Source organism: Sulfuricaulis sp. (assembly GCF_024653915.1).
In the GTDB taxonomy this organism is placed as follows: Bacteria; Pseudomonadota; Gammaproteobacteria; order Acidiferrobacterales; family Sulfurifustaceae; genus Sulfuricaulis.
On the sequence record NZ_JANLGY010000005.1, the window covers coordinates 191,874 to 205,032 of the forward strand.

General features: G+C 58.4%; 17 protein-coding genes. 12 read left to right on the plus strand and 5 right to left on the minus strand.

Translation table 11 applies throughout. The annotated features are described in order from the left end of the window. Positions 1-20: 20 nt before the first annotated feature. The 4 genes from NUV55_RS03315 to NUV55_RS03330 all read left to right on the plus strand — a co-directional run bounded on the left by NUV55_RS03315 (position 21) and on the right by NUV55_RS03330 (position 1,870). Positions 21-722, plus strand: coding sequence for a Spy/CpxP family protein refolding chaperone (locus tag NUV55_RS03315; protein ID WP_296670370.1), 702 nt, complete (start codon positions 21-23; stop codon positions 720-722). Between the two features lie 25 nt (positions 723-747). Beyond that, positions 748-879 (plus strand): hypothetical protein, encoded by a 132-nt coding sequence (locus tag NUV55_RS03320; protein ID WP_296670371.1) that lies wholly within the window; start codon positions 748-750, stop codon positions 877-879. 66 nt (positions 880-945) lie between these two features. Beyond that, entirely contained in the window at positions 946-1,389 is a 444-nt protein-coding gene (locus NUV55_RS03325; protein ID WP_296670373.1) for a hypothetical protein, read from the plus strand. A gap of 88 nt (positions 1,390-1,477) precedes the next feature. After that, positions 1,478-1,870, plus strand: coding sequence for a DUF302 domain-containing protein (locus NUV55_RS03330; protein WP_367280329.1), 393 nt, complete (start codon positions 1,478-1,480; stop codon positions 1,868-1,870). 54 nt (positions 1,871-1,924) lie between these two features. On the opposite strand, the gene NUV55_RS03335 is transcribed toward NUV55_RS03330, so the two are convergent. Together NUV55_RS03335 and NUV55_RS03340 are read right to left on the minus strand one after the other, a co-directional pair. Beyond that, positions 1,925-3,556, minus strand: coding sequence for a hypothetical protein (locus tag NUV55_RS03335; protein WP_296670376.1), 1,632 nt, complete (start codon positions 3,554-3,556; stop codon positions 1,925-1,927). A gap of 30 nt (positions 3,557-3,586) precedes the next feature. Beyond that, complete coding sequence (locus NUV55_RS03340) at positions 3,587-3,715, minus strand: hypothetical protein (protein WP_296670378.1); 129 nt, start codon at positions 3,713-3,715, stop codon at positions 3,587-3,589. A 255-nt stretch (positions 3,716-3,970) separates the two neighbouring features. On the opposite strand from NUV55_RS03340, the gene NUV55_RS03345 reads away from it, so the two are divergent. From NUV55_RS03345 to NUV55_RS03355, 3 genes are read left to right on the plus strand one after another with little or no spacing between them, the layout of a single operon-like run. Further along, on the plus strand, positions 3,971-4,186 hold the full coding sequence (locus NUV55_RS03345) for a heavy-metal-associated domain-containing protein (protein ID WP_296670379.1): 216 nt from the start codon (positions 3,971-3,973) through the stop codon (positions 4,184-4,186). A gap of 32 nt (positions 4,187-4,218) precedes the next feature. Further along, on the plus strand, positions 4,219-6,465 hold the full coding sequence (locus NUV55_RS03350; RefSeq protein WP_367280340.1) for a heavy metal translocating P-type ATPase: 2,247 nt from the start codon (positions 4,219-4,221) through the stop codon (positions 6,463-6,465). After that, positions 6,462-6,824, plus strand: coding sequence for a cupredoxin domain-containing protein (locus NUV55_RS03355; RefSeq protein WP_296670384.1), 363 nt, complete (start codon positions 6,462-6,464; stop codon positions 6,822-6,824). The genes NUV55_RS03350 and NUV55_RS03355 overlap by 4 nt, the downstream gene beginning before the upstream one ends. A 58-nt stretch (positions 6,825-6,882) precedes the next feature. On the opposite strand, the gene NUV55_RS03360 is transcribed toward NUV55_RS03355, so the two are convergent. Together NUV55_RS03360 and NUV55_RS03365 are read right to left on the minus strand one after the other, a co-directional pair. Beyond that, positions 6,883-7,284, minus strand: a complete 402-nt coding sequence (locus NUV55_RS03360; RefSeq protein WP_296670385.1) for a hypothetical protein — start codon at positions 7,282-7,284, stop codon at positions 6,883-6,885. Between the two features lie 188 nt (positions 7,285-7,472). After that, on the minus strand, positions 7,473-7,949 hold the full coding sequence (locus NUV55_RS03365) for a CopD family protein (protein WP_296670387.1): 477 nt from the start codon (positions 7,947-7,949) through the stop codon (positions 7,473-7,475). 57 nt (positions 7,950-8,006) lie between these two features. On the opposite strand from NUV55_RS03365, the gene NUV55_RS03370 reads away from it, so the two are divergent. After that, complete coding sequence (locus NUV55_RS03370; RefSeq protein ID WP_296670390.1) at positions 8,007-8,702, plus strand: phosphotransferase; 696 nt, start codon at positions 8,007-8,009, stop codon at positions 8,700-8,702. On the opposite strand, the gene NUV55_RS03375 is transcribed toward NUV55_RS03370, so the two are convergent. After that, the gene (locus NUV55_RS03375) at positions 8,699-9,097 is read right to left on the minus strand and encodes a hypothetical protein (protein ID WP_296670392.1); all 399 of its coding nucleotides are present in this window, start codon (positions 9,095-9,097) and stop codon (positions 8,699-8,701) included. The genes NUV55_RS03370 and NUV55_RS03375 overlap by 4 nt on opposite strands. Before the next feature lie 444 nt (positions 9,098-9,541). Between NUV55_RS03375 and rpe the strand changes: the two genes are divergently transcribed. The 4 genes from rpe to NUV55_RS03395 all read left to right on the plus strand — a co-directional run bounded on the left by rpe (position 9,542) and on the right by NUV55_RS03395 (position 13,157). After that, positions 9,542-10,234, plus strand: a complete 693-nt coding sequence (gene rpe, locus NUV55_RS03380; RefSeq protein WP_296670394.1) for a ribulose-phosphate 3-epimerase — start codon at positions 9,542-9,544, stop codon at positions 10,232-10,234. Then, entirely contained in the window at positions 10,234-10,941 is a 708-nt protein-coding gene (locus NUV55_RS03385; protein ID WP_296670396.1) for a phosphoglycolate phosphatase, read from the plus strand. The genes rpe and NUV55_RS03385 overlap by 1 nt, the downstream gene beginning before the upstream one ends. 113 nt (positions 10,942-11,054) lie before the next feature. Further along, positions 11,055-12,554: an anthranilate synthase component I gene (gene trpE, locus NUV55_RS03390; protein ID WP_296670398.1), complete on the plus strand. Its 1,500-nt coding sequence runs from the start codon at positions 11,055-11,057 to the stop codon at positions 12,552-12,554. Positions 12,555-12,578: 24 nt separating this feature from the next. Further along, on the plus strand, positions 12,579-13,157 hold the full coding sequence (locus NUV55_RS03395) for an aminodeoxychorismate/anthranilate synthase component II (RefSeq protein WP_296670399.1): 579 nt from the start codon (positions 12,579-12,581) through the stop codon (positions 13,155-13,157). Positions 13,158-13,159: the final 2 nt, after the last annotated feature.

Genomic DNA, 13,159 nt, shown 5'->3' on the forward strand with positions numbered 1-13,159 from the left:
TACGACCAAGGAGGTCAATCATGAACAGGAAACTTATCAAGCAGTGGATACCACGCATGCTCGTCGCCGCCACGCTCGCGGCGACAGGTGTTGCCATCGCCGCCGAGCAAGGAGGGCCCATGATGAGCGATCGGGACATGTCGACAAACATGCAGCCGGGCCAGATGGGTGGCGGTGGCGGCATGGGCATGATGGGCGGCGGGATGATGGACATGATGATGGGTGGTGGTTCTGGTGGCGGTATGGGGATGATGGGAATGGGTGGCTCCGGAGGCATGATGGGAGGAATGGGCATGGGCCCCGGCGGTGGCATGGGCATGATGGGCATGGGTCCGATGTCGATGCTGGATTTGTCAGACGAGCAGCGCGACAAGATCGTAAAAATCCAGGACGACACACGCCGCAAGAACTGGGACACCTACGGCAAGATCATGGACGAGCAGGCCAGGTTGCGCGACCTCTACTCGGGTGAAACCGTGGATGCGAAAAAAGCCGGCGCCATCTATGGCAATGTCAGCAAGCTGCAACAGCAAGTGTTCGAGACCAACATCGAAGCCCACAACCGCGTGCAGGCCGTGCTCACCAAGGAACAGAAGGAACAGCTCCGGCAGATGTCACGCGGCGGTATGGGTGGACGCGGCATGATGGGATCCGGCGGTCGCGGCCCCGGCAACATGTCACAGGGTGGCATGGGCATGGGCCCCGGCATGATGAACCGCTGACCACAGCGTAAACAGGAGGTGACTTATGTATCACGATGGCTATATGAGTTGGGGCATGGGCTTCGGTTGGGGCGGCATTCTTTTCTGGATCGTGCTGATCCTAGCGGTTGCCGCGCTCGCCAAATACTTGTTCAGTAAATCGAGTGGTCGCGATTGATCGGCCAGCGTTGGCAGGGTAGCGCTCTGTCGCCTTGAATTTTTAACCGGTATGAGGAGAGAAATCATGAAACCGTTCGTTGTTTTGCTGGGTTTGTTCGCCGCATTCGGATCAGCCGGCGTCATGGCGGAGTCTCCCAAGACTCTGCCCATGCCGCCGACTTTCAATATCCAGATCGACGCGGATGAGGCGCTTACCAAATATCCGCTCGGAGTAATTACCAAGGTGGCGGCCTTCGCGCATCACGGCCAGGAAAACCGCACCGTCACCCTGCCGAATGGTTACGAAGGCAAGGTGTATCAGGTCGGAAGCGGGACGGGTTTGCGGACCTACACGCTGGTCTTCAGCGACAAGGGCGTGGTGACCGACGTGCTCTACAACGAGCAAGGCCGGCACAACGGCCTGACCGCGCTCCAGCTTCAGGCACAGGCCAAGCGCATTCTCGGTCCGGACGTGGAGAAGCAGCCTTACAAGAAGCACGCTCCGGATGAGTTTCGTCTGGGCAAGTAAGGCCACGGCCTATCGGCATCGGTGTTGCCGATAGGCGAGGGACATCAGTTGGTGATTATGCAATGGTGATCAATCAGTAAATCAGGAGGTGACTGTGTACGGTTTTAATGTGCAACTAAAGGATAGTTTCGACAACTCGGTGAAACGGGTGACCGAGGCGCTCAAGGCTGAGGGTTTTGGCGTGCTCACCGACATTGATGTGCAAGCCACGATGAAGGCCAAGCTCGGTATCGAGGGCAAGTCCTATCGCATTCTCGGCGCTTGTAATCCGGCTTTGGCGCACAAGGCGATTACGGCTGATCCGGATATCGGACTGCTGTTACCGTGTAATGTGGTGGTGCGCGAGGAGGCGGACAAGAGTATCACCGTGGGTTTCATGGATCCGATCGCGGTGCTCAAGCTCACCGACAATCCCGCGGTGGCGGAGCTGGCGCAGGAAGTGCGCGGCAAGCTCGAGCGCGTGCGAGACAGTCTGCGTTGAAAAAGGCGAGGGGGGCGATTTCGCCCCCCTCGTACTGTGTCCCTGATTGCCTTGTTAGAACTGCGGCGACTGCATCAGGGTAACCAGCGCTGATTTGGCCACGGAGCTGATGGACGTGCTGCCGTTGGTGGTGCCGCCGGTGTTGCCCGCTACTGTCGCCATTTTGGTGGAGAAGCTTTTTTCCAGTGCCTGTTGCGCGCTCATGTCGCTGCCCGCTGACGATTGCGCGGCGAAGCGGGTGAATTCAATAATCATGATGTCTTCCTGGACTTGGAACAGGGTGGCGTAGCTGGTTGGCATGCCGCCGAAGCTGGTGCGTCCACCCGAAAGCCAGGTCATCGCCGCCGGAATCGCCGTGGTATCGCGCGTGTACGTTACGCTGCCGCCGGCTGCAACAATGCTCGATATCCAGTCCGTGGGAATGACCATCATGATCGGCCAGTTGGTGGCCGTGCCGTTGCTCTTGTAGAACTGGAAATTGCTCACCGTCAGGCCCGTGGCAGAGCCAAGCGCGCTGTCAATGTTGGCGATCATGGTGCCGATGCGCCCGTCCGACGCGGCGGTGTTGGTCATGAAGGCACCGAAGGCGGTCTGCATGGTGCTGTCGAGTGTGCTTTGCGCCGTCGAAACCTGAGACTGGGTTTCGCTGCCGGTAAATACCTTCTCGAATTCGGAGAATGCCGTTTGCATGGCAGTTACCAGCGTGTTCGCCGCCGAAGTGAAGGCGGTGACGTCACCGCCGGTGGCGCCCAGTGTTGTGAGCGCCTGCGTGTATTTCTCCACGCCGCGGTCCGCCCTGAGTTTCTGGATGCCGCCGCCGATGCTCGAGTTCACCGCCTGCATGGAGGCATCGGAAAGCGTGCCGGCCGTCTGGGCGGCGGTGAGGATGGGCATGACCACGCCGCCCATGGTGTTGAAGGCCTCGAGCACGCGGTCCTGCGAAAAGCCCGCCGTGGTCGCGGCCTGCACCAGGACCTTGAGCAGTTTGCCCGCCGCCTCGCCGCGCTTGGCGGCTTCGAGTGTGGCGTCGCTGCTGCTGGCCACGTCCACCGATTCCTTGAAGGATTTGCTGTAGCCGTCATTCGGATCGGCCAGGCGCGAGACGATACTGGTACGGTATGCCGCCAGCTGCGCGGCGCTGACGCCGTTGTCACTCAGGTAATCGAGGAAGCCGTTCGTGGCATTGATGCCCTGATGACAGGCGTTGGCCAGCACCGACAATTCGCTGGCGGTCATACCGGTGGAGCGCACGATGGTAAACCCGAAGACCGCGAGGATGGGGTCATCCGTCCCGGCGCTGGCGAAGGCATCGAGCAGCGCGGTGGTCTGCTTGTCGGTGATGCCGGAGACGCCGAGGGGCAGGCTCTCGCCGGCGTCCGGGCAGGGCACGATGGAGCGCCGCGCCGTGGCGCCGCTGCTGTCCGTGACCGAAACCACCAGAAAGTTGCAGCTGCTGTTGTTGGGGACGCCACTGACGGAGAAGGAAAGCTTGCCGTTCGCATCGGCCGTCGCGGTCGTGCTGATCCCGAGGGAGCTGGAACCGCTGGTGATGGCGCCGCTCGAATCGAGTTTTTCGAACGTGACGGTATAGATCTCTCCCGCCGTGAGGGCGTGCACCGGCGGACTGATCAGGGAAACCGCGAGAAGGAAAAGGCCGGCCAGGCCGGCGCGCATGGTCAATTTCATGATGGACTCCTTCGACATATGTCTGGGATGTTATTGGGCGCTGCCGGTGGCGCTGCCGCTGTCGCCGCCGCCGCTCTTGTGACAGGCACCGAGGCCTACAGCCAGCACGGCCAGCAGTACACAGGCCAGGCGTCTGAGGAACATGATTCTGGATTTCATGGCTTGTTCTCCTTGAATGTTGAAAATGAATCAACCACGGTGACCGGTAGACATCCCTGCCCCCGCATTCCATGGGCAGGGATGCATGGTTCATGCCAGAATATTGGCGCGAAAACACCAGATTTTCCGTGGTATCCCTCCGCCAATGCCGGCACATAGTGGCAAAATTTGTGTGTCATCGTCACAGAACGTCACTTTGCTGGCGGCGCTAGAATAGGCCCTTGCCTTGCATCCAGAAATCGCAGGAGGTTTTGCATGACGATCACGGAAACCCGGTTTTCGGTCAGCGGTATGAAGTGCGGCGGTTGCGTCGCCAGGGCCACCGAGGCACTGGCGAAACTGCCGGGCTTCGTCTCGGCCCAATTCGATCTGGCCGGAAAGTCCGCCGTGATCAAAGGCGGCGTGGACGCCCAAGCGGTTATCAAGGCACTGAGTGAGGTTGGTTATCCCACCGAATTGAAAGGGGGCTGACCCACTGAGGTATTGCTATCATGGATGCCGCCATGAGCGTGTCCCCTCCTGAAAATACCACGCGTCTTTCCATCTCCGGCATGACCTGCGCCGGTTGCGTTTCCACGGTCGAAAATGCGCTAAAGAATGTTCCGGGCGTGACGGAGTCGGCGGTCAATTTTGCCGAACACACCGCGACAGTGCGTGGCAGTGTCGATGCCAAGGTGCTCGTTGCCGCGATCACGGCCTCTGGTTATAGCGCGGCAGAGCTGCGCGGGGCCGAGGACGAGTCAGAAAAAGAGGCCGCGGAGCTTTCGTATTACCGCTCACTGTTGCGCAAATTTATCGTTGCCGCGGTGGTCGGGTTCCCGCTCATGCTGGCCGAACCGTTTGGTTTGATGCCGATGCTGGATACCGATTCCGGTCGGGTGTTCTGGCTCGTGATCGGTGCAGTAACACTGGGCGTGCTGGTCTATGCCGGTGGGCATTTCTTTCGCGGCGCGTGGAAGTCATTCCGTGCCCACAATGCCAACATGGACACGCTCATCGCGCTCGGCACCGGCGCCGCCTGGGTGTACTCCATGCTGGTAGTGCTGTTCCCCGATATGGTCCCGAGTCTCGCGCGCCACGCCTATTTCGAGGCGGCGGCCGTCATCATCGCGCTGATCAATCTTGGACAGGCGCTCGAAATGCGTGCCCGCGGCAAGACTTCAGAAGCCATCAAACGCCTGATCGGGTTGCAACCAAAAACGGCGCGCGTTGTTCGTGACGGGAAAGAGACGGACATACCTATTTCCGAAGTCGGCCTGGACGAAACCATCCGTGTGCGCCCCGGCGAGAAAATTCCCGTGGACGGCGTGATCATTGAGGGCCATTCGAGCGTCGATGAATCGATGCTTACCGGCGAACCGATGCCGGTCGAGAAAAAAACCGGCGACGACGTTACCGGCGGCACGTTCAACAAATCCGGCAGCTTCCTGTTCCAGGCCAAACGCATCGGTGCCGATACCGCGCTTGCGCGCATCATTGAAATGGTGCGCCGCGCACAGAGTACCAAGCCTGCCATCGGACGCCTCGCCGACAGGATTTCCGCCGTGTTCGTGCCGGTGGTGCTGATTATTGCCGTGCTGACCTTTCTCGCTTGGTTTAATTTCGGGCCTGAGCCGAAACTTTCTTACATGCTGGTTGCCACCATGACGGTGCTCATTATTGCCTGCCCGTGCGCGTTGGGGTTGGCAACGCCGATCTCGATCATGGTGGGCGTGGGTAAGGCCGCCGAGTACGGCATTCTCATTCGCAATGGCGAGGCCTTGCAGCAGGCGGGCAAACTCACGACCATCGTGCTCGACAAGACCGGCACCGTCACCGAAGGCAGACCAGCTGTTACCACGCTGGTGCCGGCCGCGGGCTGGGATGAAACGAAACTGCTGACCGTGGCGGCGAGCATTGAAGCCGGTTCGGAACATCCGCTGGCCGAGGCGATTGTGTCAGCGGCGCAGGCCAGGCAGATTAAATCTTCATCGGCCAGTGATTTTCAGGCGATTACTGGCCACGGTGTTTCCGCGACGGTGGAAGGCAAGAAAGTGTATTTTGGCAACGCGCGCCTGATGGCCCAGCACAATGTCGAGCTTGGGAATCTGGTGACACGCGCCGAGGAACTGGCGGCGCGGGCGCAGACGCCGATGTTTCTCGCTGTCGACGGGTTTGTCGCCGGGATTGTCGCGGTGGCCGATCCGATCAAACCGGATTCAAAGTCAGCGATTGCGCGCCTGCATGCCATCGGACTCAAGGTGGTGATGATTACGGGCGATAACCGCGCCACCGCCGAAGCCGTGGCCCGTGAAGTGGGCATCGATGAAGTTATGGCCGAAGTGCTGCCGGGTGACAAGGCCGACAAGGTAACGGCATTGCAACAACGTGGCGAGATCGTCGGCATGGTGGGCGACGGCATCAACGATGCGCCGGCGCTGGCCCAGGCCGATGTGGGCTTTGCCATCGGCACCGGCACCGATATCGCCATCGAATCCGCCGATGTCGCGCTCATGCGCGGGTCTCTGCACGGCGTTGCCGATGCCATTGCCATTTCGCTCGCCACCGTGCGCAACATCAAGCAGAACCTGTTCGGTGCCTTCGTTTATAACGTGCTGGGTATCCCGGTCGCGGCCGGCGCACTTTTTCCATTCACGGGTTTGTTGCTCAACCCGGTCATTGCTGGCGCGGCCATGGCGATGTCCTCGGTCACGGTGGTGAGCAACGCCAACCGTTTGAGATGGTTCAAATCAGGGGCGACGCGGACATGAATACCTGGGCCATCAATCTTGCCGGCATGGCTGTTATGGCGCTGATCGTCTGGTGGTTCTGGCTGTCGCGTTCGAAGGCTCAGCATTTTTCCGGGGCCGGCCCGATTGAAATCATTGTCGATAACGGCGTTTACACCCCCGCACGTATCGAAGTGCCGGCGGGCCAGCCGGTGACATTGCGTTTTGTGCGTAAGGACCCGAGCCCCTGCGCGGAGAAAGCCCTGTTCGACAGTCTCGAAGTGAGCGCCGATCTGCCGGTCGGCAAACCCGTGGACGTAACCGTGACGCCACCAGTACCCGGTGAATACGAATTCACCTGTCAGATGCGCATGTACCGCGGGACACTGGTGGCACGATAAGAACCGGGCACTAAAAACGGGGCCTAAGCCCCGTTTTTAGTGATGCCTGATATTTTAATCAGCGTCTGGCACGCTGGGCCTGCCCACGGTCACGCTGTAATTCACGGCGATCCTGGCGTGATTCACGATGGTCACCACGGATCTCGCCTTTGTCTTGCCGGATTTCACGCCGGCCCTCGCGCACACCTTCTTTATCGCCTTCGCGGTATTCCCGGCGCAGTTCACGCCGGTCCTGGCGCAATTCGCGTTTGTCCCGATGCAGCTCGCGCCGGTCCGCATTCCGCTCGCGCAGGTCCTGGCGCAGTTCTTGTTTGTCATCCCGAATTTCACGCTGGTCCTGCACAATTTCTTTTTTGTCAGAAAGGATTTCGCCGGGGGCTACCGGATCTGCCGCATAAACCGCGGGAATGGCGCTGAGCGCAAGTAAGGTCCCCACGGCGGCAAGTTTAAGTTTCAACATAATATGTACTCCCTTAGTTCGGATTAGATGGCGGTAACGCGAAGGAAAACCCGGATGATCAGAGTGTAGTCTTTGCGTTGTTCTGGTTTTAACGCGCCCGTTGGGGGATGCGTTGACAGTGTGAAAAAACCCATTCGGAACAGCGAATTGCCGCATCCGGTGGCCGGGATTCAGGGCAAGCTGGTTCGTTAGAAGAGCCGGACGTTGCCTAGCCAGTAGGCACCGCCGGTGGCAAAGATGGTGGTGATCAGACCCAGAATCAGATTGATGCCGACCATCCGGCGTATCACGGCCAGCTGTTTGCCGGCGGTTGGGAAATCACCCGCGGAGATCGCGCGGTTCATTCGCTGGTAGGGCGCGAAAAACACATGGAGATAGATGAGGATCATGGCAATCCCGATGACCTGCATGATATGTACGTGCAGACCGACATTCTGCATGCCTTCAAAGGTGGCGAAAATTATCCAGTAACCGCTGGCCGGCAGCAGTATCACCGCGGCCCAGACCCAGGGGAAGAAGCGCGCGAAGGTTTTTGACCACAGCGGCAGACGCAGCGGCGGTTCCAGCAGACTGGCCGCCACCGGGCGCAGCGCCACGTAGGCGAAAAACATCCCGCCGACCCAGATTACGACGGAAAGAACATGAAGCGTGATGGCAACCGGCATGAAGACTCCCGTGAAATAGTTTGAGTTACCTTACTCGATCATATTATTCTCTGTTGCATGGCATCGCTACAAGAGCTTTCACTGCAGGAACTCTGCACCCGCGTGACAAAAACCTTCCGGCATGGCGGAGGTTCACGTCCCGAGGTGATACTGGTCAGGTTGAATGGCGAGGAAGCCGTGCTGAAAGATTTCAGTAAATCCGATCCGTGGTTCCGGCGCGTGGTGGGGCCGCTGTCGGCGCGGCGCGAGGCGCGCGCACTCGAGCAACTGGCAGGAGCGCGTGGTGTTCCGCGCCTGCTGCGCCGGGTCGGTCCCGATGCGCTGTTACTCGAATACATTCCCGGCACCAGCGTGCGCGAGGTGCCACCCGGTGGGTTGACGCCACAATTCTTCGAGCGGTTTTACCGTCTGGTGGACCGCCTGCATGAATATGGCGTGGCGCACTGCGACCTGCGCAGTCAGGGCAACATCCTGGTCGGTGCCGACGGCGAGCCGCACGTGGTGGATTTTGCCGCAAATTTCAAACGTCCGCGTTCCTGGAATTTTCCGGCCCGGTGGATGTACGCCAAACTCTGCGAGGCTGATCGGGTGGCCGTGGCGCGCCTCAAGAAAAGCCATGCACCGAAATTGCTCACCGAGGCGGAAAATCTTTCGCTCGCTCGCGACCGCAAGACCTGGTTGGAGCGGACGGCGCGCTTCATCGGCAAGAGTGTGCGCAATGTCAGCCGTTGGCTTTTGACGAAGCAGGGCTAGCGGGTTTCTTCGCTTCCGGCATATTTTTCTGTCTCCGCGTCTGGAATACTATTGCCGGGCTTCCAGCCCCAGCGCCAGGCGTGGAGAGGAATCACAAAGGGTGGTTGACCGTTCTCCAGGAACCAGGAATCCACTGCATATTTATTACCTGTCGAAATGTTTTGAATCACGGTGGTGCTGTGAGGAAAGATGTATGGCAATATCCGGGTCGCTTTGCCGGCGGGTTCATGATGTTTGAGTAGCCCGTCATTTTTCATCATGACCAGATATGTATACGTGTTGGTTGATTCATCAATGCAGTCCATCTGATTTCTCAACCAGAAGCCGGCCAGATTGCCCCTTCGGTCGTTGTCAGTACCCGTCAATATTCCGACGAGCGACTCCAGTTTTCCCACGGCCTGCGCAATCTGGCCGCGTTCTTGCTGCGGGAATTCTGCCGTTGACGAGAAAACCAGGCGTATTTCTTCCCATTGCTACGGAGTAAATCGAACGTCGGCCAGGCTCTGACAGCCGTGATTGAAACAGATGTTGAAATGCGAGGGTTCGGGGTTGCCGATCAGTTCGGTTTCCTGATCAGAATCCGCCATCCCATGGCCGGTTAGCAGGAGCAGGAGCCAGGCCAGCAAGACCCTGACTTTTTTATGAGGGTGTAAATTCATTTGAAATTGTGGGGATTTTAAAGAAGTATAAGATCAGCCGATTGAGTCTGTCGATGTAGATCCAAAGCGCCCAAAAGTCCCGGCGCAGTCGGTGTCGCGGCTGAAAACTTCGGCCGGTTCAGGTAAAGTCGCCCACTTGCGCAATTAACGGTAAATATCTCAAGACATAAGGTTAACATCATGCGTGATTATAAAATTGCCCCCTCCATCCTGTCGGCTGACTTTGCCCGTTTGGGAGAGGAAGTCACAAGCGTGCTCGCTTCCGGCACCGACATTGTTCACTTCGACGTGATGGACAACCATTATGTTCCGAACCTGACCATTGGCCCGCTGGTGTGCGAGGCGCTGCGCAAGCATGGCGTGAAGGCCGATATTGACGTGCATCTGATGGTGAAACCGGTGGATCGTATTATCCCGGACTTCGCCAAGGCCGGCGCCACGTATATTACGTTTCATCCGGAAGGTACCGAGCATGTCGACCGCAGTCTGCAGCTGGTGCGCGATTCGGGCTGCAAGTCAGGTCTGGTGTTCAACCCGGCCACCCCGCTCGATTACCTGAAACATGTAATGGATAAAGTGGACATGATTTTGCTCATGTCGGTGAATCCGGGTTTCGGCGGCCAAAGCTTCATCAAGGCGACGCTCGACAAGCTGCGCGAGGCAAGAAAATTGATCGACGCCTCGGGGCGCAAGATCCGCCTGGAGATTGATGGCGGCGTGAAAGTGGACAACATCCGCGAAATCGCCGAGGCCGGCGCCGACACCTTCGTGGCCGGTTCCGCGATTTTCAGCGCTGGCAAGTCCGGTGACAAGAATCACTACAATTCAGTCGTGAAGGCGATGCGCGACGAACTCGCCAAGGCCAAAGTGTAATGCCGAACACGGCACGCAATGCGATGTCTTTCCCTCTGGCCGTGAAGATGGTCATGATCGACCTCGACGGCACTCTGATTGACACGGTGCCGGACCTGGCCGCGGCAGCGAACCGCATGCTCGCCGATCTGGGACGAAAGCCCTGGGATGAAAAGCACTATCGCACCTGGATTGGCAACGGCGTGCCGCGTTTCGTGAAGCGTGCGCTCACCGGCGAGATGCAGGCCGAGCCCGATCCGGAACTTTTCGAACAGGCGCTCGAACCTTTCCGCCAGCATTATGGCGAGGCCGTGTCGGAACTGAGTCGTCCCTATCCCGGAGTGGTTGAGGCTCTTGAAAAGTTTTCTGAGCAGGGGTATTCGCTGGCCTGTATCACCAACAAGGCCGAGGCGTTCACGTTGCCGCTGCTGAAGAATCTCGAGCTCCACAAGTACTTCAAGCTGGTATTGTCCGGGGACAGCCTCCCGAAGCAAAAGCCTGATCCCCTGCCGTTACTGCATGCCTGCCGGCATTTCGACATTGATACCACACACGGGGTGCTGGTCGGGGATTCGAGCAACGACGTTCACGCGGCGCGGGCGGCGGGCATGCCTGTCATTTGCGTGACGTATGGCTATAATCACGGACACGATATCCGTCAGTCTCTGCCCGACGTCGTGGTGGATTCACTGAATGAAGTGCCGCAATATTTGCGGCTTTACATATAATCGACACCCATGAGACACAGGAAACATAAATGGTTGGACATACGCTGGTGGTGGCCACGGGCCGCTACCATCGTTGCTGTCTGACTATTTAACCGGTGATCTCATGGTGATTCATGCCGCTAAGCAAAAAAGAATTCGATAAATACGCTTCTCAAGGTTTCAACCGCATTCCCCTGATGCGCGAGGTCCTGGCTGACCTCGACACCCCCTTAAGCATTTACCTCAAGCTCGCACGCGGGCCGTATTCGTATTTGTTCGAATCGGTCCAGGGCGGCGAAAAGTGGGGCCGTTACTCCATCATCGGGCTCCCCGCGCGCACCTTGTTGCGCATTTCCGGCAACGAAGTGACCGTCGAAAAAGACGGCAAGGTTATTAAACGCGAGATGGCGACCGATCCGCTTGAGACCGTGCGCCGGTTCCGGGCGGAATATACCGTTCCTGAAATCCACGGGCTGCCGCGCTTTACCGGCGGACTCGTCGGTTATTTTGGTTACGAAACTATACGCTATGTAGAACCGCGTCTGGGGAAGATGGCCAAGCCCGACGCCATCGGCGCGCCTGACATTCTGCTCACGGTTTCGGATGAAGTCGTCGTGTTCGACAACTTGCAGGGGCGGCTCTATGTCGTGATCCATGTAAATCCGGCCATTGCCGATGCCTACACCAAGGCCAACGACCGCCTGGATGAACTGGTGGCGGGCTTGAGCCAGTCCATCCCGCGGGCCGTGGCGCCGGAGAATAACAAGGCGGTGGCAGAAGCCGATTTTATTTCGGGCTTCACACAGCAGGGATTCGAGAAGGCGGTCGAACGTTCGCTCGAATACATCCGTGGCGGTGACATCATGCAGGTGGTGCTGTCACAGCGCCTGGCGATACCTTTCGTTGCCGCGCCGCTCGATCTCTACCGCGCGTTGCGTACGCTTAATCCCTCGCCGTACATGTATTTCATGGACCTGAAGGATTTCCATATTGTCGGTTCCTCGCCGGAAATTCTCGTGCGCCTGGAAGACGGGCTGGTCACCGTGCGACCCATCGCCGGCACGCGCCTACGGGGCGCGACCGAGACCGAGGACCAGGCGCTGGAAAAGGAATTGTTGGCGGATCCCAAGGAGCGTGCCGAGCACATCATGCTGGTGGACTTGGGGCGCAATGATGTCGGGCGGGTGGCCAGGGTGGGAAGCGTGCGAGTGTCGGACAAAATTGTCATCGAGCGTTACTCGCATGTCATGCATATCGTCTCCAACGTTACGGGCGAGCTGAAACCCGGACTGGACGCGATCGACGTGTTGCGCGCCACCTTCCCGGCTGGCACGGTGAGTGGAGCGCCCAAGGTGCGCGCCATGGAGATCATCGAGCAACTCGAACCGACGCGTCGCGGGATTTATTCCGGTGCGGTCGGCTACATCGGCTGGAACGGTAACATGGATACGGCGATTGCGATCCGCACCGCCGTGATCAGGGATAAAACGCTTTATATCCAGGCCGGCGCCGGTATTGTCGCTGACTCCATTCCAGTTAGAGAATGGGAAGAAACTATGAACAAAGCGCGTGCGATATTCCGAGCCGTGGAAATGGTTTCGGCAGGCTTGAAGAGTAAGGCGGCGGAGTACTGAGCTGCCACATTTGCGAGATCAATCATGCTATTAATGATCGATAACTACGATTCCTTCACCTACAACCTGGTGCAGTACCTGGGCGAGTTGGGCGAGGACGTGCGGGTATACCGCAACGACCAGATCACGGTGCCGGAGATCGAAAAACTGAAACCGGATCACATCGTCATTTCACCGGGTCCCTGCACGCCTAATGAGGCGGGTGTGTCAGTGGAAACAATACTAAAACTGGGCGGCAAATTTCCTATTCTGGGTGTCTGCCTCGGACATCAGAGTATCGGTCAGGCCTATGGCGGCAAGATCGTGCGCGCGAAACAGCTCATGCACGGCAAAACCTCGATGATCAAACATGAAAACACTGGCGTGTTTGCCGGGCTGCCGAACCCGTTTGTGGCCACGCGGTATCATTCGCTGGTGATCGAACGTGGCAGCATGCCGAAGGACCTTGAGGTTACTGCCTGGACCGATGATGGCGAAATCATGGGTGTACGCCACAAGAGCTTGCCTGTCGAAGGCGTGCAGTTTCATCCGGAGTCCATATTGACGCAGCACGGACACGATATGCTCAAGAACTTTCTGACACAGCATTCCAGAGGAAACTGAAC

Bases quoted from the DNA above. Each gene is read 5' to 3' on its own strand.
- NUV55_RS03315 (WP_296670370.1), top strand. From the start codon at position 21: ATGAACAGGAAACTTATCAAGCAGTGGATACCACGCATGCTCGTCGCC.
- NUV55_RS03320 (WP_296670371.1), top strand. From the start codon at position 748: ATGTATCACGATGGCTATATGAGTTGGGGCATGGGCTTCGGTTGGGGC.
- NUV55_RS03325 (WP_296670373.1), top strand. From the start codon at position 946: ATGAAACCGTTCGTTGTTTTGCTGGGTTTGTTCGCCGCATTCGGATCA.
- NUV55_RS03335 (WP_296670376.1), bottom strand. From the start codon at position 3,556: ATGAAATTGACCATGCGCGCCGGCCTGGCCGGCCTTTTCCTTCTCGCG.
- NUV55_RS03340 (WP_296670378.1), bottom strand. From the start codon at position 3,715: ATGAAATCCAGAATCATGTTCCTCAGACGCCTGGCCTGTGTACTGCTG.
- NUV55_RS03345 (WP_296670379.1), top strand. From the start codon at position 3,971: ATGACGATCACGGAAACCCGGTTTTCGGTCAGCGGTATGAAGTGCGGC.
- NUV55_RS03350 (WP_367280340.1), top strand. From the start codon at position 4,219: ATGAGCGTGTCCCCTCCTGAAAATACCACGCGTCTTTCCATCTCCGGC.
- NUV55_RS03355 (WP_296670384.1), top strand. From the start codon at position 6,462: ATGAATACCTGGGCCATCAATCTTGCCGGCATGGCTGTTATGGCGCTG.
- NUV55_RS03360 (WP_296670385.1), bottom strand. From the start codon at position 7,284: ATGTTGAAACTTAAACTTGCCGCCGTGGGGACCTTACTTGCGCTCAGC.
- NUV55_RS03365 (WP_296670387.1), bottom strand. From the start codon at position 7,949: ATGCCGGTTGCCATCACGCTTCATGTTCTTTCCGTCGTAATCTGGGTC.
- NUV55_RS03370 (WP_296670390.1), top strand. From the start codon at position 8,007: ATGGCATCGCTACAAGAGCTTTCACTGCAGGAACTCTGCACCCGCGTG.
- rpe (WP_296670394.1), top strand. From the start codon at position 9,542: ATGCGTGATTATAAAATTGCCCCCTCCATCCTGTCGGCTGACTTTGCC.
- NUV55_RS03385 (WP_296670396.1), top strand. From the start codon at position 10,234: ATGCCGAACACGGCACGCAATGCGATGTCTTTCCCTCTGGCCGTGAAG.
- trpE (WP_296670398.1), top strand. From the start codon at position 11,055: ATGCCGCTAAGCAAAAAAGAATTCGATAAATACGCTTCTCAAGGTTTC.
- NUV55_RS03395 (WP_296670399.1), top strand. From the start codon at position 12,579: ATGCTATTAATGATCGATAACTACGATTCCTTCACCTACAACCTGGTG.